Raw genomic sequence first — 19,741 nt, 5'->3', positions numbered from 1 at the left:
ATAAAGTTGGACTCATTTCTAAGCGGCTGCCAAGGCCTGATTTCGATACTGTATCGGACTCAGGCCTTTTAGTTTCAGTTTAATACGCTCATTGTTGTAATAGTGGATATATTCTTTAATGTTTTCAATAAGATCATTCACGTCTTTAAACGTTTCGTTGTGGTACATCTCACTCTTCAATATGCCGAAGAAGTTCTCAGCAACCGCATTATCTAAACAATTTCCTTTTCTAGACATACTTTGTTGCAATCCTTTTTCCTTAAGGTGATTTTGATATTGTTTGTTTTGATATTGTTTGTTTTGATATTGTTTGTTTTGATATTGCCACCCTTGATCTGAGTGTACAACTGGCTTTTCATTTGGCTTCAACCTAGCAGTTGCTGTTTTAAGCATGTCAGTTACCAAAGGGAGTGCAACGGATTTTCTGACTTCGTAACTGATTACCTCTTGGTTGAATAGGTCAATCATAGGCGATAGATATACCTTCTCATTATCCACTTTAAACTCCGTCACATCCGTCACCCATTTTTGATTTGGCTTCTGCGCAGTAAACTCGCGGTTAAGCGTATTTTCTGCGATTTTACCCACTTCACCTTTATAGGATTTATAGCGCTTAGGCCTTACTTTTGACTTGAGTCCTAACTCATTCATCAACCGTTGAACGCGCTTATGATTAACAAATACTCCCATTGCTCTCAGGGCACTCGTAATTCTGCGATAGCCATATCGCCCTTTATGCGCGTGATAAATATCACGTATTTTTACCAGTAAATCATTGCTTGCACAGGGTTGCTTACAAGTAGTGCGATGATAATAGTAAACACTCTTTGGCAGCCCTGTCGCCTTTAAAAGGTGTCGTAAGCTATGCTTTGCCTTGAACTCTTCGACGACTATCGTTTTGTCTTTGCTTTTTTCTTTCTGGCTTGAGCCAAGGCTTCTAACTTTTTTAGCACATCATTCTCAGCTCGTAAGTATGCTAGTTCTTCTCGTAACTCCTCCTCAGTCATTTGCTCTACTAGTTTTGATGAAGAAGAATTATTTGTCATGAATGGCTTACCTTTTCTCTGTGGTTTAAGACGTGATATACCATCACGAGCATAAAGCTTTTGCCATTGAAAAAGAATGCCTGGGGACGATAAATCGAAGAAAGCACTGGTATAACCGAGTGACCTACTGTTTGCTGTCATCGTTTTTAACACTTCAGCCTTAAATGCTAGAGAATAAGGTTTGTGAACAGACCTGAAGCTTTCAGCGCCATGAATTCGATAAATAGCGGTCCAATATCGGACCTGCCTATCTGTAACATTAAATCTGTTACTTACCGCCGAAGAGCTTTCAGACAAAGCGAGTTCAGCTATTTTGAGCTTGAAAGCTCGGTGATGTTTGGACATAAAAAGACCCCCAGTAATTGGAATGTCCAACTATTGGGGGTCACTTCAGAGTGTGCGGTTTTTTTATTGCTTAAAAGCTAAAGCTTCTTACTGATTACTTACAAACATCAGCAACAGCGTTAGCAAAATAATTGATATTTGCTTGGCTAATGCCTGCTACGTTAACACGACTAGAACCAACAATATAAATACCGTATTCTTTTTGCAAGCGCTCGATTTGCTCTTTATTAATACCTAAGAAAGAGAACATACCGTGTTGGCGGTCAATAAACGAGAAGTCCTGAGCAATATCTTTTGCTGCCAGACTGTCTTTAATTAAACTACGTAAACTATTAATACGGTTACGCATTTCATCAAGTTCACTGTGCCATAGCTGCGTTAATTCTGTGCTGCTTAAAATAGTGTTTACAATGTCTGCACCGTGCGCTGGCGGCATAGAATAAATGCTACGTACCACACTCAGTAATACTGAATTTGAAATATCAGCTGTAGTACTGTCTTTGGCAATAATTGAACAAGCACCAATACGCTCACGGTATAAGCCAAAGTTTTTAGAACATGAAGAACAAATGATCAACTCTTCAACCGCATTAGCTAAAATACGTAGACCATTAGCATCTTCTTCCAAAGAAGAACCAAAGCCTTGATATGCAATATCAATTAACGGTGTAAAGCCCACATCTTTTGCAAGTTCAGCAATCGTGTTCCATTGTGTCTCGTTTAAATCCATACCGCTTGGGTTATGACAACACGCATGTAATAACACCACATCGCCTTTAGGCACCTGTGTTAAGGTTTCAACCATTTCATCAAACAATAAATCTTTGTTTTCGTAATCGTAGTATGGGTATTCTTTTACCGTTAAGCCTGCAGCTTCAAATAAGCTAATGTGGTTTGCCCACGTCGGGTTGGTTACCCATACAGTTGCGCCTGGATTACAACGTACAATGAATTCTGCAGCAACACGTAGTGCACCAGTACCGCCAGGAGCTTGTGCTGTGCGTACGCGATTAGCTAATAATGCAGGGTGTTCACCTAGTAGAAGATTTTCCATTTGTTGACAGTAATCTAAATTACCAGCAAGACCAATGTAAGATTTGCTCATTTCATTTTCTAAACGAAATGCTTCTGCTTTTTTTACTGACTTTAATACTGGGGTATTCCCCTGCTCGTCTTTATATACACCAACCCCTAAGTCAATCTTATTTGGGTTAGTATCTTGCTTGTAGGCCGCCATAAGGCCAAGAATAGGGTCTGTTGGTAATGGTTTTAATACTGAGAACATTGGCTATCTCTTCGTTATTTAGGGGTTAGCTGTTGCGATAAGCTTAACATAAAAACTCACTAGATTGACTAGTGTTATTTACACTAAAAAGTGAGGAATTTTAATGCAGCACGCAATTAATAACGCGAGCGTCGCTTTATCAAAAAAATCAGTGCTGAAGGCTTCACCATCAACAATACCTATACACTGATGTTGTGCATTAAATAGCGGTAAACAGGCTTCTGCTTTTACTTTCGGATCGCAGGTGTAATATTCACCGCCTGCCGCTAAATACTGCTCAACATTATTAATAACGCGCCCTTTACCACTAAGCGCTACCTGAACGTTATTGCTGGCAGTTGCAAATTCGGCGGTAAGCGGAAACAAAGGGCGACTAGGCGCACCAAAATAAGCCAGCTTTAATAACTGCTCACCTTCATTGGTGGGGGTATTCTGATAAATGCCGTACCAATCAAGCTGAGTGTTTTCAATAACGTAGTCAACAATCAACTGAAGTTGCGCTAATTTTTCAATTGTTTGCTTACTTTGGCTAACATAATCGCTTAGTTTAAACGGCTCATCCTGTAAGTAACCAAATAAACTACATGCCCCACCTTCACCTAGCTCAGGAATTTGATACTCCCAACGCACGGCTGGTGCAGCATTACTATTTAGGTATTGCTCAAGCTTTTCTAGCTCAGCATTAATTAACTGTTGCTCAATATTAAGCTGAGCATGCTCTAAGTAAGAATTAACCATTTGGACGTCCAAACATCTACAATGCCAAAATAGTAGCATGGATATTTTTCTAGTGCTAGCCAATTTAAAACGCTTTTTAAAAAATACTTAAACGCATTATTAATAAGCCTAATGAGGTCAATATTGTTAAACCTATAATGTTATAAAATGAATCGAGGCGTAAAAATTACGTCTTTGCGTCGCAAATTTGTTATTATTTGCCGCATTATTATATTCAATCTTAAGTAGGTTAATTATGAGTGATAATCACTTAGTGTATTCAACAGCAACAGGGCGAATTGACCAGCCAAAGCCAGAAAAAGAACTGGATGTAAAATTATTTAAAGATGGGTCTATTCGCATAGAACGTCAAACCAAAGGCCGAAAAGGCAAAGGTGTAATGTTAGTTGTTGGTCTTGATCCACAACAGCATGACTTGAAAAAGTTAGCAAAAACAATAAAAAGTAAGATGGGCCAAGGTGGCGCAGTAAAAGAAGGTGTTATTGAAGTACAAGGTGACGATCGCGACAAGTTAAAAGCGATTTTAGAAGGGTTAAAATTTAAAGTAAAAATTGCGGGTGGTTAACCCGCAATTTTTACTTATTCAATAATTTTTAGCGCTGCTAATTGATCAAATAATGCGGGAATATCATCCTCAGCCACTGGCTTACTAAAATAATACCCTTGCACAATAAAACAATTGTTGTTTTGTAAAAACTCAACTTGCTCTATTGTTTCAACCCCTTCAGCAACCACATCAAGCTTCAGCTTTTGTGCCATAGCGATAATGGCTGCAGTGATCTCCATGTCGTTATCATCCTCAGGTATATCTTTAACAAACGAGCGGTCAATTTTAAGAATATCGACGGGGAAGCGCTTAAGGTAACTCAACGAAGAGTAACCCGTACCAAAATCATCAATAGAAATTGAGATACCCAACTTTTTAAGTTGATGTAACTGCTCAATAGCCGCCTCAACATTCCCCATCAGCATGCTTTCGGTCAATTCAAGATGCAAACTTTCAGCATTAATTTGCGTCTCTATAATTATTTTTTTCAGCATAGGCACTAAGCTCGCGTCTTTAAACTGCCTTGCTGACAGATTGATCGACATATTACTTGCTCTACCTTGTTGCTCTAGTCGCTTCGTAAACTCACAGGCTTGTTGTAGTACCCATTTGCCGAGCTCCACAATTAAACCGGTTGCCTCAGCTATTGGAATAAACTTAGTCGGAGGAATAAACCCTTGCGTAGGATGGAACCAACGAAGTAATGCTTCATAACCCACCACGCTGTTATCGCGACAATCAACCTGTGGCTGATAATGCAGCGTGAGTTGCTTTTCTTTAATCGCATGACGCAACTCATTTTCTAGGAATAATCGTTCATTAGCTGCTGCATTTAAATCTTGGCTATAAAAGTGGAAGGTATTACGCCCTTTGGCTTTTGCTTCATACATAGCTAAATCGGCATGCTTTAATAACTGATCTTCTTCTAGGCTATCAAATGGCGCTAAGGTAATACCAATACTTGCACTAACAATCACTTCATTACTGCCAAGTTTTATCGGCTGATTTAAGGTTTTTTGTATCGTGTCAGCGACTTCAGATGCTTCTTTTTGATGTTCAATACCACTGAGTAGAACAGCAAATTCATCCCCCCTAAGCGGGCTATGGTATCTTCCGCTCGTAAGCGCTGTTTTAAGCGTGTTGCCACTTCAACCAATAGCTGGTCGCCCGCATCATGACCTAAGGTATCGTTAATACGCTTAAACTCATCCAGATCAAAATAAAATAAAGCAAACGAGTAACGCCCTCTTTCAGCAAGCGCCATAGACTTTCTAAGTTGCATCCTAAAGAATGTACGATTAGCCAGCCCAGTTAGTGTGTCAAAATAAGCGAGCTGCTCCATTTTTCGCTGACTTTCTTTCACAAACGAAATATCTTGTGCTGATGCAACGTAACTAGTAATTTTACCACCATCTTCTCGAATAGGTGACACACTGAGCGATACCCATATTGGCGGCTTATTTAACGCTTCTATAAGCGTATCTCCTCGCCAGTAATTACGATTACGCAAATCAATGTCAATATCCTCTACCAACATGGTCATCTCATTGGCAATAATCGTCAGTAATGGCTGGCGCAAGAAGTCATTCTCGACAAAATCAGTCATCTCCAACATTTTTGGATTAACGTATTCAATGACAAAATTTTCATCGGTGATCACCACGCCCGTACCCGAGAACGCAACTGCTTTAGATAAGCGGTTTGCTGCTTTCTCCGCGATTTCTTTCTCTATTATACGCTGATTTAAGCCATCAATGAGTTTACGTATTTCAATGGTCATGTCTTTAAATGAGCCATTAAGCGTGCCAATTTCATCTTTGTTTTCTTTTGGAAACTCAATTTCTAGATGACCTTTACCAAAGTTAGTAACTGCATAAACCAACGAATGTAAGCGTCTTAATACCAATTGGTAAAGTGCTTGGTGTAATAGTAAAGCAACTAAAATGGCATACAGAATAAATAAGCCAAAAAACTTAAGTTTTAAATCTTTCAATGCCGATAACGTTGAGGAACGTTTTTGATATACACCCACATACCAGTTTACGCCTTCCACTTTGTGAATATTGATAATATAGTCTTCATCATTTAGTGAAAATGAATCGGCATATTCTGGTAACTGTATTTGTCCAGCGCTATCAATTACGCGCTTTAGTTCTGGGGAAATAAAGTCTTCTGGTAGCAGCTTTTTACCTGTCTCACCGTATTTTGTATAACTATCAGAACCTAAGTTTGGGTGCGCTAATAATTGCCCTTGCTCATCAAATACTACAAGGTGTTTTTCTTTTCCGCCTACGGGTAATTGCGATATTAAGGAGTCGAGTGACATATCGCTGCCTGTAACGCCTAAAAACTCATCATCGTTATAAATAGGGACAATTAAACTCACAACCCATTTGTTCCATACGTTATCGTAGTAAACCCTAGACCACTGCGGATCACGTTGTGGATTGGTTAACGACTTAGCGTAATTAAAGCTTTCACTTTGATTAAACGTATAATCTCCGGGAACATTAAGTGCCCAGTTTGGTGGTGCAACACGAATAAAGTTATCTTCAGTTATAAGGTAAAAATTATAAAAATCTTGAATTAACGTAGGTGAAATAACTTTCCAAAGCGATTCAGAATCAGCAATTAGCTGTTTATAAAAAGGAGAGTATGCAGCTTGGGGAATAAACGCGGCTGATAGTCCATCCGCTGATGCACTGCGCACAGAGCCATCATTGGTGAGCTGCATTGTCTGTGTAGTATTATTTTTAAAAGACAGTTGGCCCTCAAATAGCTGCTCGCTAACAACAATATTAGCTTGCTCTGCTATTTTAACTTTGGTCGCTATCAAGTTGTTAAACTGGTTTATTAATAATTCATTTGATTGCTTTAATACCTCATGCTCTTCAAAAACAAGCTGTTTTTCTTCTGACTTGAGCATTAATGCAGCCGCGCAAATACCTGCCACTAAACAGATGGCAGAGATCAACAATGATAACTTTACACTGAGTGAGTTTATGCCAAATCGAGATGGAGGGCGTCGATACACAAAAAGCCAACCTTATTTATAATTATTATTTTCGTAAGTAATAGAAATATACCAGAACTTAAATCAGAATTATAAATTATTTATAAACTTTTAAAAAACAACGCCTTTTGTACATATATTAGGTAAAAAATCCACATCAGGTAAGTGCTTGTTGACATTGGGAGTGACACTTCATACATTAAGGGTATGAATATAAATTACTCACACACTTTTTTTCTTTTTTTAGCTTCTTTATATAGAAGAGGCTTCCCTGTTTGTGAGATAAAATCAATCGAATAGTAAAGCCTCCCAACTGGGAGGCTTTTTTATTTTCACTGCAAAATCAGTGATATTTTTGGAATGAGGAAAACCAAATGAGCAACGATGTACTTGATACTCTCAGGCACGATATAAATGAAATCGACTCCGACCTACTCGTTTTACTAGCAAAGCGACGCCGCATTAGTCATGGCGTAGTTGAATATAAAATTGCAAATAATAAACCCATTCGTGATGAGGCCCGTGAACTGGCTTTGCTCGAAAAACTTATTGGCTATGGCAAATCGTTAGGGCTTGACGCTTACTACGTTAACAACGTGTTTCAAACGATATTAGAAGACTCCGTATTGCATCAACAAGCCATGCTTCAAAAGAATTTAAACCCTGACGCACTCAGTGAAACCCATCGCGTAACGTATTTAGGCGGTCAAGGCTCTTATAGTCAGCTTGCATGTCATAAATATTTTAGCCGTCGCCCGGGTAAATTAGTTGAAATTGGTTGTACCTCATTTGAAGAAATCACTGGTAAAGTAGAAAAAGGTCAAGCCGACTTTGGCTTACTGCCAATTGAAAATACCAGTTCGGGTAGTATTAATGAAGTATTTGATTTGCTGCAGCATGCACAAGTCTCTATTGTCGGTGAAGTTACTCATAGCGTTGAACATTGCTTATTAGCAGCTCCAGGAACTGAGATAAGCCAATTAACTAAGGTATTTGCGCACCCACAACCCTTTGCCCAGTGTAGTCGTTTTTTACAGGGTCTTGGTGAACTTCAACATGAAACCTGTGATTCGACCTCAAGTGCATTAAAGTCAGCTCTTGACACACCAAACAGTGCAGCTATCGGCTCAGCGCAAGCTGGTAAAAATGTAGGCCTTGAAGTGATCAAGGCGAATCTTGCCAATCAAAAAGAAAATCATAGCCGCTTCATTGTTGTTGCACGCAAACCACTGCAAGTATCAACTCAAATACCTACTAAAACCAGTTTAATTATGTCAACCAAACAACAAGCCGGTTCGCTTGCCGATGCGTTAATGATTTTTAAACAGCATAATATTAATTTAGTGAAACTAGAGTCTCGGCCCACTCCTGGCAATCCGTGGGAAGAAGTGTTCTATGTAGACTTGGAGGCTAACTTAATCGATAACCAAGTGAAGCATGCATTGGAGGAGCTCAAACAGCACACTCAATACGTGCGCGTTCTCGGTTGTTACCAAAGCGAGTCTTTACAAGCTGTGAGCGTAGAAAGCTAACAAAATATTAAAAAAGGGCCTAGCGGCCCTTTTCTTTTCACGGAGCTATTCTTTTTAATCAAGTACTTTCGCATCATTCGCTTTATTTAATAAACTACGGCTTTGGGTTAAAAAGTGCGCCGTTGAATCTGAGAAATAAGATTTTGCATCAGCAAAAGCATCAATTAATGCGGGCTTATCCCCTGCTTTTAGCTTTTCAAGCGTTTGCGAAAACAAAGACTGATACTGCGCTAATAAGCTTTCGACATTGTCAAATTGTGCTAACATAATATCGGTGTATAGCTCTGGCGATTGCGCAAATAAACGGCCAACCATCATTAGCTCTAATTGATAAATAGGTGATGAGCAACTTCTTAACTCGGCAAGTGTATGCCCCTGTTTTGCTAAAAACTGACCGTACACAAAGGTCGTTAAATGGCGCATAACCTGAATAATTTGCATTGCTTCATCATGCTTTTTAGCATCTAGCTCAACTAACTGACAACCCCATATTTGTAGCTGCTTTAATAACCCTTGCGCCACCTCATGACTGCGCCCTTCGCATACCACCACAGTTTGTTTCACCCAATGAGAAATATCAGGGCCAAACATGGGATGTAAGCCAACAACAGGTCCGCTATGTACTTTTTTAAGTACCGTTAATGGGGCTTGTTTAACTGATGTAATATCAACCAGCAAACAATCATCATCAAGTTTCGGTAGTGCATTAACAACTGTTTCAAGGGCATTTATTGGTACACTGATCATCACCAGTTTTGCACCTTTTAGAATATCGACTGCCTGCGATTGCTGCGCTTTATCTAAAATTTTGACTTCGTATCCCGAGCGCTGAAATTGTTTTGCAAATAACTGCCCCATGGCCCCTTCACCGCCAACAATAACAATTGGCGATAATCGTGGATCGGCACAAGCTAATTTGGCTTGTTGATTTTGATAAGCTTCACGCATCATGCGTCTGAGAATGTCTTCAACTAAATCAGGATTCACACCTTGATTAATAGCCTCTTGGCGTCGCGCAGCTAATAAATTGGCTTCTCTATCGGGTGCATGTAATGGCGCGCCAGTTTGTTGTTTTATTGCGCCTATTTGTTGAGTAATGCCATTGCGTTTTGCAAGTAAGGCAACCAGTTGCGCATCGCATTCATCTATGTCTGTTCTTAGCTGCGCTAAATCACTTATCTCTGCCACGTTCTCATTCCATCCCAAAAAAGCAAAATCGTAAATTAATAATTACAAAAAAAGTAAACTAATCAATACGATAAATACTAACAGGATACGTTGGGGGTTAAAAGGCAAATTATGGAAAAGATCGCCACCTGTCTATCAACTAAGACCAAGGTGGAGTGGAGTGGAGTGGAGTGTAGTGTAGTGGGGTAAGGCAGTAAGTAACCTAAACGCTAGATAATAAATCTATCTCAAGCAGCTATTTCAGCGCTAACTACATTGAATTTACGTAGGTTCAGGTTAAGTAGAGGATCTTAAAAAGTGGCAAAAGCCACTTTTATTAAGTAACCGGCGAGCGGTTAAGGAGAACTATTAGTATTCTAATGCCATAGCCGCAAGCGACATAATACTGTCGAATGATTCTGCGCCAGCGATAAATAAGCCATTGTGACAAAACATAGCATCATCGATACCAGTTACCGCTTGAAATTCATCGTCTGATAATCCTGCCCATGGTGCAGGTAATGACTTTCTATCTTCAAAAGAGCCTAATTCTGCAGGCACTGTTTGCACTATCCACTTGCCAGAATGAGATGGGTAAACGACAAATAATGCCTCATCAGATAAACTATGTACGGTTTTTTTCCACGGAGTATAGCGCTCTAATACGATTAATCGAGGATCATCAGCTTGTTTTATTGCTTGAGCAACAATCTTTTTAGCATTTAAACCACCTCGGGCAGAAGCTACAAAACGAATCAGTAAAGTGTGTGCAAATTCAACCGCTTGATCAAAAGCAGCATCAAAATCACTTTCCTCTTCCCATGTTGGGTTAAACATAGAAATTGTTTGGCTTAAGCTAATGCCTGTAGCAACCCCTTCAACATGACCACAATCAATGGCATCAATAGTTGATACAAGCCCTGCATCCACCGCATTCGCCACATCTTGGTTATCATCACATATTGCTAAGCCATATTTTTTCCACACCAAGCCAAATGACGAAAAAGGAATACCATTTTCACGAGCGCCAGCACCGCCACGCTGATGATGATCAAATCGGTCAGTTTGTGGGTCATATTGACCGCCAACATCAATAACCACATCGGCGTCATTAATAATCGCATTATCGCGTGTGCGGATCAGGGTAAAAGAAGGGAAAATAATTTTAAGCGCAGCGATACTAAAAACATCATCTGCGTGAAAATTGCCGTTGTGTGTAACTATCGTTTTATCATTCATTTTTGTACATCATTTTTTGCAAGAAGTAAGAAGATATTGTGATTTGAAGATGTGTATTGGTTTTTAAATATAGCGCTAAAAAATCGCAATAGCATTAAAACCAAAACGGGTTGCAACCCAAAGGTTGCAACCCGTTTTTTTGCGTTGATAAACAGCGCGTATTAGTTAAGTTTTTCTCTAATACGTGCAGATTTACCAGAACGCTCACGTAGATAGTAAAGCTTAGCACGACGAACTGCACCGCGACGCTTAACTGTTACGCTATCGATAAGAGGGCTATGCGTTTGGAATACACGCTCAACACCTTCACCGTTCGAAATTTTACGAACTGTGAATGCTGAGTGAAGACCACGATTACGCTTAGCGATTACAACACCTTCAAAGGCCTGTAGACGCTCTTTAGCACCTTCTTTTACTTTTACCTGTACAACCACTGTATCACCAGGGCCAAATGCAGGTACGTCTGTTTTAAGCTGCTCTTCTTCAAGCGCTTTAATAATATTTTGGTTTACTTTTGCCATTATGTTTCTCACTTTCCTAGGTGTAACTGTCTTCTAGCCACAAGCTTTTTGGTACTCTTGCTGAAATTCTGCGAGTAATACCGCTTGCTCCTCAGTCAGAGCTAGGTTATGCAACAAGTCAGGACGTCGTAACCAAGTTCTGCCTAATGACTGCTTAAGCCGCCATTTTGCTATCGCTTGGTGATTACCACTGAGTAATACAGCAGGAACCTGTTTGTCGTCCAATGTTTCTGGTCGTGTATAGTGAGGACAATCTAGCAAGCCATCCGAAAATGAGTCTTGCTCTGCTGATTGATTGTGTCCTAACACGCCTGGCACTAATCGCGCTACTGCATCAATTAGTGTCATGGCTGGTAGTTCACCACCACTCAAAATAAAATCACCAATTGACCATTCTTCGTCAACGTATGACTCTATTATTCTCTCATCTACACCTTCATATCGACCGGCAATCAAAATCAGTTTTTCAGAGTTAGCTAATTCGCTAGCTCCTTGCTGATCAAGTTTGCGCCCTTGTGGGGACATATAAATTACTTTAGCACCATCGCCTGCCGCTTTTTTAGCATCAAGGATGGCTTTTTCTAATGGTTTAACCATCATTAACATACCGGGTCCGCCCCCGTAAGGACGATCATCTACGGTTCTATGCTTGTCTAAAGCGTAGTCTCGTGGGTTCCAGCAGTTAAAATCGATTAGTCCATTTTTTACTGCGCGACCAGTAACCCCTTGTTGGGTAATAGCATCAAACATGTCCGGAAAAAGGCTTATCACCCCAACCCATAATGAACTAGTTTGAGTCATTAAAACCCAGGATCCCAGTCTACGGTAATTTCTTTCACGTCGTATTTAACCTCTTTTATAACTGAGTCAGTTAAAAAAGGAATTAAACGCTCCGATTGACCAAATGCATCTTTACTGTTTGCTTTAACAACCAGTACGTCATTTGAGCCTGTCTCCATCAAGTCATCAACAATGCCAAGATTATAACCTTTATCAGTCATAACCGACATGCCAATGAGATCTCGCCAATAAAACTCACCTTGCGGGAGTTCTGGTAATTGCGTTGCATCCATTGAGATTTCTGCATGGGTATAAGCCATTGCTTCGTCTCTGTCGTTTACTTGCGCAAATTTAGCGATAAAGCCTTTGTTGTGGCGACGCCAGTCGACCACTTCTAAGGACTGCCATTTACCTTGTTGCCCTATCAACCACGGGCTGAAATCGAAGATCCCTGCGGGATCATCAGTAAATGAATGTACCTTAAGCCAGCCCTTTATACCATAAGGGGCGCCGAGCTTTCCTACGACAATTATTGATGAGGTGTTCTCTTGACTCATGGTTACACTTACGCCTATTAAGCCGCTTTACGAGCGTCTTTAACTAATTTAGCTACACGATCTGAAAGACCTGCGCCCTGACCTACCCAGTGTTCTACACGAGATAAATCTAAGCGAAGTTTTTCTTCCTGACCCGAAGCGATTGGGTTAAAGAAACCAACTTTCTCGATGAAGCGACCGTCACGCGAGAAACGGCTATCCGCAACCACAATTTGATAGAAAGGGCGTTTTTTAGCGCCACCACGTTGCAAACGAATAGTTACCATACCGTCCTCTAAATAGATTGACTGTTTTCATTAATAAGATTTACTCCCCAGTATGGGGAGCCGGTGAATTGTACGAGTTTTTAGCAACAATGCAAGTAAGAAGTGATGCAAAAAGGCAGTTTAGTAGATTAAACCGTGATCCAAGAAGAAAAAGTATGTGAACAAGCTATTCTGTGCATAGTTTATTCAACAATAAAGAGGCACTTTGCCTCTTTATTGATTACTTTTTGTCTCATATTGGAGATGTTAAAGCTTAAATTCTTAAAATTTCGGGCCACCGCCACCCATCATTCCCGGTGGTAACATCCCTTTCATGCCACGCATCATTTTTTGCATGCCACCTTTACCTTTCATTTTTTTCATCATTTTTTGCATTTGGGTAAACTGCTTAAGCAGCTTATTGATCTCTTGTACTTGAGTACCCGACCCAGCTGCAATGCGCTTTTTACGCGAACCTTTAATGATTTCAGGGCGTGCACGCTCTTTTTTCGTCATAGAGCTAATAATCGCTTCCATTTGAATAAAGGTTTTATCACCCATTTGGCCTTTTACTGCATCTGGGATGTTTTGCATGCCTGGCAGTTTATCAAGCATCGACATCATGCCGCCCATATTTTTCATCTGCTTTAATTGATCAGCAAAATCATCCAGTGTAAAACCATCACCTTTAAATACTTTTTTCGCTACTTTTTCTGCCTGCTCTTTATCTACTTTCATCTCGACTTCTTCGATTAATGAAAGTACATCACCCATGCCTAAAATACGTGAGGCGATACGATCAGGGTGGAAAGGTTCAAGTGCATCAGTACGCTCACCAACACCCATAAACTTAATAGGTTTCCCGGTAATATGACGAATAGATAACGCAGCACCACCACGGGCATCACCGTCTGTTTTAGTTAAAATCACACCGGTAAGCGGTAGAGCTTCATCAAATGCTTTTGCAGTGTTTGCAGCATCTTGACCTGTCATTGCATCAACAACGAATAAAGTCTCGATTGGGTTAATTGCACCATGAAGCGCTTTGATTTCATCCATCATGTCATTATCAACATGCAAGCGACCTGCAGTATCGACTAATACCACATCAATAAATTTCTTTTTCGCGTGAGAAATAGCAGCTTGTGCTATATCAACTGGCTTTTGTGAAATGTCACTTGGGAAAAATTCTACATCTACTTCTATTGCTAATGTTTCTAACTGCTTAATTGCCGCAGGACGGTATACATCGGCACTCACTACCAGCACAGATTTTTTCTTGCGCTCTTTTAAAAACTTAGCCAGTTTACCCACACTGGTTGTTTTACCAGCACCTTGAAGACCCGCCATCATCACAACAGCCGGAGGTTGCGCGTTAAGGCTTAGCTCTTCATTAGCTTCACCCATGGCCTTTTCAAGTTCTTCACGAACAATTTTTATAAATACTTGGCCAGGACTTAAGCTTTTAGTAACTTCAATACCCACTGCGCGTTCTTTAACTTGTTTTACAAACTCGCGAACAACAGGCAACGCCACATCGGCTTCTAAAAATGCCATTCGTACTTCACGAAGTGTATCTTTAATGTTGTCTTCAGTTAGGCGGCCACGGCCACTAATATTTTTTAGGGTTTTACCTAATCGTTCTTGGAGGTTCTCAAACATGTAACGGTTCCGAAAAGACGTTGAAATCAACTCTATTAATAAGGTCGATGTTATTAAAATTCAATTAGAAATAGTATACCGTAAATGGTGGCATACAATACAGTGCTGAAATGCTGCTTATTGAGTTTCTTTTTACAGGGTCTATGCATTTGCTTTGCTATAAAATACAATGGCCACATAACGAACACGAATTATTTGACTTCAATTAAGTGGCCAAAGCAAAATGCTGATTATTAGTTTAACTATTATTGCCAGTTTATTTTATGTGTTAGCAACGTCTCACGTGCTTTCGCGGTTGTTTCATCATCAGGGCCCGAGCCAAAAAGTTACTATTATACTCAGTACTGTCGCTATTTTGGCGCACATGCTGCTTTTAGTAAATTCGGTATTTAGAGCTGATGGACAAGATTTAAGCATTGTTAATGTGGCATTACTGACATGTTGGATTATCGTGCTGTGTGTTACTACCGTTTCTTTGAAGTTTCCCGCGACCTTGCTACTACCTGTAGTTTATGGTTTTGCTGCGCTATTAACAATTTCTAGCTTATTTATCCCTCATCATGTTCTATTACAAAGTATTAATGTAGAGCTGGCACTAGTTGCGCATATATCACTGTCATTATTAGCCTACTGCATTTTAATTATTGCCACTTTGTATGGCGTACAGTTTTACTTTATTGATAAGCGCTTAAAACGAAAAGACCTAGCGATAGTTCACAGTCACTTACCGCCGCTAATGGTAGTGGAGCGCCAACTTTACCAGTTATTAAACTTAGGCACCGTATTATTAAGTGTGGCGCTTATTACCGGATTTGTATTTCTAGATGGCATGTTTGCCAAAGAGTTTATTCACAAAACAATCCTATCCTTAGTTGCTTGGGCCATTTTCACTACAATTGCGGTTGGCCATGTAAAACGTGGTTGGCGAGGAAAAGTAGTGGTAGTAAGTATAATGATCGCTGCTTTTACACTCACACTCGCTTATTTTGGTAGCCGTTTTATACAAGAAGTGGTCCTGAATAAGTTTTAACTTGACTCTGAAAGCTCACTCTAGCTTAATACGCATTGGTTTATAAAAAAAGGATCCATCGTTGGACGACATATCGACAAGTACCCTGTTTATCATATTAGGCTTATTGGTGCTTTTTTCTGCTTACTTCTCCGGGTCAGAAACCGGAATCATGTCAATCAACCGTATTCGTTTGCGACACCTCGCTAAAGAGAACCATCGTGCTGCGAAACGCGTTAGTAAATTACTGAGTCGACCAGATAGGTTGATAGGTCTGATACTCATTGGTAATAACCTGGTTAATATTGCTGCAGCTCAGGTAGCCACCATTATTGGTATACGCTTGTATGGCGATTTAGGTATTGCCATAGCGACAGGTGCATTAACACTTGTTGTACTAATTTTCGCTGAAGTAACGCCAAAAACATTGGCTGCCCTCTATCCTGAGCGAGTCGCTTTTCCCAGCTCTGTGATACTCAAAGGTTTGTTAAAAATACTCTTCCCGTTTGTGGTTGTTGTTAACTGGATGACCAACGGCATATTACGCTTATTTGGTATTAGTGCTGCACAAATAGATGAGCACAGCATGAGTAAAGAAGAATTAAAAACCGTGCTTAATGAATCAGGGGCTTTGATCCCGGCGCGCCATCAAAGTATGCTGACCTCAATTTTAGATTTAGAACAGGTTACCGTTGAAGATATTATGATACCCCGCAATGAAATTGTGGCGATTGATATCAACGATGACTGGAAAATAATTAGTAAACAGCTGACTCATGCTCAACATACTCGCGTACTTTTATATCGCGACAATATAGATGATGCAGTGGGATTTATTCACTCTCGTGATGCATTGCGTCTTCTTACTAAAGAGCAATTCGATAAACCTTCGCTACTGCGCGCTGTACGTGAAATTTACTTTATTCCTGAGGGAACGTCGCTTAACACCCAACTACTGAAGTTCCAATTATCAAAAGAACGAATTGGTATTGTTGTTGATGAATATGGCGATATCCAAGGCTTAGTTACTCTAGAAGATATTCTTGAAGAGGTTGTGGGCGATTTCACCACTACTCAAACTCGTACACCGAGTGAAGAAGTAACCACACAAAATGATGGCTCTTATATTGTTGATGGTGGTGCTAACGTGCGCGACTTAAATAAAGAAATGGGTTGGGAATTCCCATTAGATGGCCCTAAAACGCTAAGTGGCCTCATTGTTGAGTACTTAGAAGACATCCCTGATGCTAACTTAAGCATTCGTATTGCAGGTTATCCGGTTGAGGTACTTGAAGTGAAAGAAAACATGATTAAACAAGTTAAAATTCAGCCCAATAAACGTAAAAAATAAACCAACAAAAAAGGAGCCAAATGGCTCCTTTTTTATTAATCTGGGTTTAGATTAGTTAAAAGAATAAACGCTCTAACCAACCTTTGTCTAAATCATCCTCACAGCGTCTTAGCTGTGCTCCATAACGGCTTGCACGATGTTTTACTTTATTGGCAACGCTCATTAACCACTTTTTCTTACGATAAGTGCCTCGCTTATAACCGCCCCACCCTTCGTGATAATTTAAATACTGTGCGTAAGCATCCCATTTAGAAACACCATTAACTTTGTGAGTTTTATAAACAAACCACGCCATAAAATCGATCGCATCTTCAAATTCATCTCTATCAGCACCACTATTACCTGTTTCACGAATATAATCAGACCAAGTTGGAGTTTTAGCTTGAGAATAACCATAGGCATCACTTGCGCGGCCGGTTGGAATTATCCATAAAAAGTATTCCATAGGCGGTGCAGCATCATGACGAAAAGAACTTTCTTGATACATCATGCTCATTAATACGTGTTTGGGAGAGCCCCACTTATCTTGCGCGTCTTTAGCATCAAAATACCAGTCAGATTTCTCTTCAAAGATTTTACAAATATCTTCGGGTTGCTTAGGTGGCGCAGTGGCACACCCCGCTAAAGTAAGCACTAGAGATAAAGTAATAATATTTTTTTTCATTTTTTAAGATCTCACTGAACTTTTTAAAAAAGCGTGGGTCTGAATCTATGAATGCAGCAGTACAGCATTGTTTCATCCCTAAAGAATATTTACGCAGCTACTATGAGCTGCGTTTTTTTTGCCTACTACTTACTAGGGTCTGTTGACCTTTCAAGGTTGAATTTGCAGCAGTTTGTTTGGTATTTAGGCAAGGCAAAGCCTATGTAGTGTGGTTATTCCCCATAAATAGGCTATAACGCAGCATCAATGCCAAACAGGCGCTGCCCTTCGGGTTATGCCTAGGAACAATTTACTCTTTGTTGCTCGGTTTTTACTTAGCCCACTAGGTTACAAACCTCGCGCCGCGATTAAACCGCTCCTAGTTTGAACAAATTGTAACCAACAAAGGTCAACAGACCCTGAAATAAGTATCTAAAAATGCAGTAAATGATTGATTATCAGCTTGCTCAATTGCTTTTTGAGCTTGGTAAGACTCTGTCGCTTGTTGCGCTAACCACGACTTTGAGAATTCAGTATAACTGGCTATATCATGGCTTTGTTTATACTTTTGAGCAAGTGAGAGTGCATAATGACCATTATCTAGCCCTGATGCTTTTAATTGCTCAACATAACGTCCTGAATAAGTTAATGTAGGATTTTGCACCCACGTTGCCATGCGCTTAATGGTGTTTGAGTAATAATCAACCCCGTACGCGCCATCCATCCACTTAGCAACATCAACGAGCTGATTAAATATTTCATCGCCCCATGATTCAAGACTGCGCTGCTCGTTATTAAAATTAAGCATTAGGCCTTTTTCTCGGCCTTGGTTTACCACTGTATCAAGGTTTTCAGTGCTTCGCGCTTGCTCTTGCCAGTCCATAGGCGCTGAGTCTTTTAATAAACAATAGGTTAAAAATACATCTAAGAAGTGTATTTGCTCTAAATCAATGCCAACTTCACTAAATGGGTTAACATCCAATGCACGAATTTCAATATATTCTATACCCGCTCTTAGTAGAGCATCAGTGGGTGTTTCGCCATTTTTAGCATTGCGCTTGGGGCGAATTGGCGAGTAAAACTCGTTCTCTATTTGTAGAATATTTTTATTTAATTGCTTTGGCTCTGCACTGGTGTAGTCGTCAATACTGCCATAAATATCTGAAGGCGTATTTATGGCTTTTTTAAGCCCTGCTACATATTCATCTAATGAGTTATACATTACGCGTAATGATGACTGTGCACTGTTGGTATAACCTAGATTACCTAATCGAAGCGCCGTGCCAACTTCTAAATATAAAGTACCTTTACCTAGCTTTTTAAACGGTAAATCACTTTTACGCCCTTGCAAAAATGAACTACACAATGCCGGTGACGCACCAAACATATAACTAATTAACCACAACTCGCGTTTAAAATTGCGAATTAATGCTAAGTACCCATCAGATATAAAATCTTCAAACTTCGCGCTACTTTGCTTTAATGAGTATAGTGACTGCCATAACGTTTCTGGAAAAGAAATATTAAAGTGCACGCCGGCAATCGCTTGCATCATACTGCCGTAACGGTTCTTTAAACCTTCACGATATAAGGTTTTCATTTTACCAACGTTAGAATCGCCAAATTGTGCTAATACAATATCGTCTTGATGATTTATAAAACACGGCATACTAATTGGCCACAACAGTTCATCGCCCATATGTTCTAGGGTGAACTTTTGTAAATCTTTTAGCTGTTGTAACGTTTGCGTTGATGACTCACTAACCGGTGTAATAAACTCAAGTAAAGACTCAGAAAAGTCAGTCGTGATATGTCCGTTGGTAAGTGCACAGCCAACCCCTTCTGGGTGAACTTGCTTAGAAATAGAACCATCAGGTTTAATTCTTAGTGATTCTCTCTCAATACCGCGCATAATACCTTTAATAGCATGCTGATTATCTGCATTAGATAGTGCGTTGAGCGTGTTCTTTAAATTATAAGTTGCCAAAAAAAGTTTCCTCGAGCCAAGTGGCTTAATCATAAGGTTATGGGGTCTAATTACCTTTACTCAAGATTAAATGA

Annotated in this window: 17 protein-coding genes, 1 pseudogene and 1 other annotated feature; of the genes and pseudogenes, 4 read left to right on the top strand and 14 right to left on the bottom strand. The window is 39.9% G+C overall.

Annotation, left to right across the window (positions count from 1 at the left end; genetic code table 11):
• Positions 1-18: 18 nt before the first annotated feature.
• From AC0L7Q_RS04510 to AC0L7Q_RS04495, 4 genes are all read right to left on the bottom strand, one after another.
• Positions 19-894 carry an IS3 family transposase gene (locus AC0L7Q_RS04510; RefSeq protein ID WP_409425557.1) on the bottom strand — a complete coding sequence of 292 codons (876 nt, stop codon included), beginning with the start codon at positions 892-894 and terminating at the stop codon, positions 19-21.
• Entirely contained in the window at positions 891-1,391 is a 501-nt protein-coding gene (locus AC0L7Q_RS04505; RefSeq protein ID WP_409424994.1) for a transposase, read from the bottom strand. The genes AC0L7Q_RS04510 and AC0L7Q_RS04505 overlap by 4 nt, the downstream gene beginning before the upstream one ends.
• Before the next feature lie 94 nt (positions 1,392-1,485).
• On the bottom strand, positions 1,486-2,676 hold the full coding sequence (locus AC0L7Q_RS04500; protein ID WP_413401488.1) for an amino acid aminotransferase: 1,191 nt from the start codon (positions 2,674-2,676) through the stop codon (positions 1,486-1,488).
• A 78-nt stretch (positions 2,677-2,754) separates the two neighbouring features.
• Positions 2,755-3,414 carry a GAF domain-containing protein gene (locus AC0L7Q_RS04495; protein ID WP_413401486.1) on the bottom strand — a complete coding sequence of 220 codons (660 nt, stop codon included), beginning with the start codon at positions 3,412-3,414 and terminating at the stop codon, positions 2,755-2,757.
• A 235-nt stretch (positions 3,415-3,649) separates the two neighbouring features.
• On the opposite strand from AC0L7Q_RS04495, the gene AC0L7Q_RS04490 reads away from it, so the two are divergent.
• Positions 3,650-3,979, top strand: coding sequence for an SUI1 family translation initiation factor (locus AC0L7Q_RS04490; RefSeq protein WP_008464752.1), 330 nt, complete (start codon positions 3,650-3,652; stop codon positions 3,977-3,979).
• 14 nt (positions 3,980-3,993) lie between these two features.
• Here the strand turns inward: AC0L7Q_RS04490 and AC0L7Q_RS04485 are convergent.
• A pseudogene (locus tag AC0L7Q_RS04485) lies at positions 3,994-6,995 on the bottom strand (bifunctional diguanylate cyclase/phosphodiesterase).
• Positions 6,996-7,188: 193 nt separating this feature from the next.
• Positions 7,189-7,305 (top strand) — a sequence feature (Phe leader region).
• 43 nt (positions 7,306-7,348) lie between these two features.
• Between AC0L7Q_RS04485 and AC0L7Q_RS04480 the strand changes: the two are divergent.
• Positions 7,349-8,506 carry a chorismate mutase gene (locus tag AC0L7Q_RS04480; protein ID WP_413401482.1) on the top strand — a complete coding sequence of 386 codons (1,158 nt, stop codon included), beginning with the start codon at positions 7,349-7,351 and terminating at the stop codon, positions 8,504-8,506.
• A 54-nt stretch (positions 8,507-8,560) separates the two neighbouring features.
• On the opposite strand, the gene tyrA is transcribed toward AC0L7Q_RS04480, so the two are convergent.
• The 7 genes from tyrA to ffh form a co-directional block, all read right to left on the bottom strand.
• Positions 8,561-9,694, bottom strand: a complete 1,134-nt coding sequence (gene tyrA / locus AC0L7Q_RS04475; RefSeq protein WP_413401480.1) for a bifunctional chorismate mutase/prephenate dehydrogenase — start codon at positions 9,692-9,694, stop codon at positions 8,561-8,563.
• A 348-nt stretch (positions 9,695-10,042) separates the two neighbouring features.
• A complete protein-coding gene (locus AC0L7Q_RS04470; RefSeq protein ID WP_413401478.1) occupies positions 10,043-10,912 on the bottom strand; it encodes an MYG1 family protein in 870 nt (289 codons plus the stop codon).
• 161 nt (positions 10,913-11,073) lie between these two features.
• Positions 11,074-11,433 (bottom strand): 50S ribosomal protein L19, encoded by a 360-nt coding sequence (gene rplS / locus AC0L7Q_RS04465; RefSeq protein WP_008132530.1) that lies wholly within the window; start codon positions 11,431-11,433, stop codon positions 11,074-11,076.
• 33 nt (positions 11,434-11,466) lie between these two features.
• Entirely contained in the window at positions 11,467-12,234 is a 768-nt protein-coding gene (trmD, locus tag AC0L7Q_RS04460) for a tRNA (guanosine(37)-N1)-methyltransferase TrmD (protein ID WP_058551019.1), read from the bottom strand.
• Positions 12,234-12,770, bottom strand: coding sequence for a ribosome maturation factor RimM (gene rimM, locus AC0L7Q_RS04455; protein WP_058403461.1), 537 nt, complete (start codon positions 12,768-12,770; stop codon positions 12,234-12,236). Before rimM ends, trmD begins: the two co-directional genes overlap by 1 nt.
• Before the next feature lie 17 nt (positions 12,771-12,787).
• A complete protein-coding gene (gene rpsP, locus AC0L7Q_RS04450; RefSeq protein WP_413401475.1) occupies positions 12,788-13,036 on the bottom strand; it encodes a 30S ribosomal protein S16 in 249 nt (82 codons plus the stop codon).
• A 261-nt stretch (positions 13,037-13,297) separates the two neighbouring features.
• Positions 13,298-14,677: a signal recognition particle protein gene (gene ffh, locus AC0L7Q_RS04445; RefSeq protein WP_413401473.1), complete on the bottom strand. Its 1,380-nt coding sequence runs from the start codon at positions 14,675-14,677 to the stop codon at positions 13,298-13,300.
• A 223-nt stretch (positions 14,678-14,900) separates the two neighbouring features.
• Between ffh and AC0L7Q_RS04440 the strand changes: the two genes are divergently transcribed.
• The gene (locus tag AC0L7Q_RS04440) at positions 14,901-15,707 is read left to right on the top strand and encodes a cytochrome C assembly family protein (RefSeq protein ID WP_138606286.1); all 807 of its coding nucleotides are present in this window, start codon (positions 14,901-14,903) and stop codon (positions 15,705-15,707) included.
• A gap of 61 nt (positions 15,708-15,768) precedes the next feature.
• Entirely contained in the window at positions 15,769-17,037 is a 1,269-nt protein-coding gene (locus tag AC0L7Q_RS04435) for an HlyC/CorC family transporter (protein ID WP_013464491.1), read from the top strand.
• A gap of 55 nt (positions 17,038-17,092) precedes the next feature.
• Here the strand turns inward: AC0L7Q_RS04435 and AC0L7Q_RS04430 are convergent, their stop codons facing one another.
• Both AC0L7Q_RS04430 and gshA read right to left on the bottom strand, forming a co-directional pair.
• Positions 17,093-17,701 (bottom strand): transglycosylase SLT domain-containing protein, encoded by a 609-nt coding sequence (locus AC0L7Q_RS04430; protein ID WP_008114460.1) that lies wholly within the window; start codon positions 17,699-17,701, stop codon positions 17,093-17,095.
• A gap of 388 nt (positions 17,702-18,089) precedes the next feature.
• The gene (gene gshA, locus AC0L7Q_RS04425) at positions 18,090-19,700 is read right to left on the bottom strand and encodes a glutamate--cysteine ligase (protein WP_418157336.1); all 1,611 of its coding nucleotides are present in this window, start codon (positions 19,698-19,700) and stop codon (positions 18,090-18,092) included.
• Positions 19,701-19,741: the final 41 nt, after the last annotated feature.

The organism is Pseudoalteromonas sp. KJ63-1 (assembly GCF_055808145.1).
This window is presented reverse-complemented; position numbering and strand designations above follow the sequence as displayed.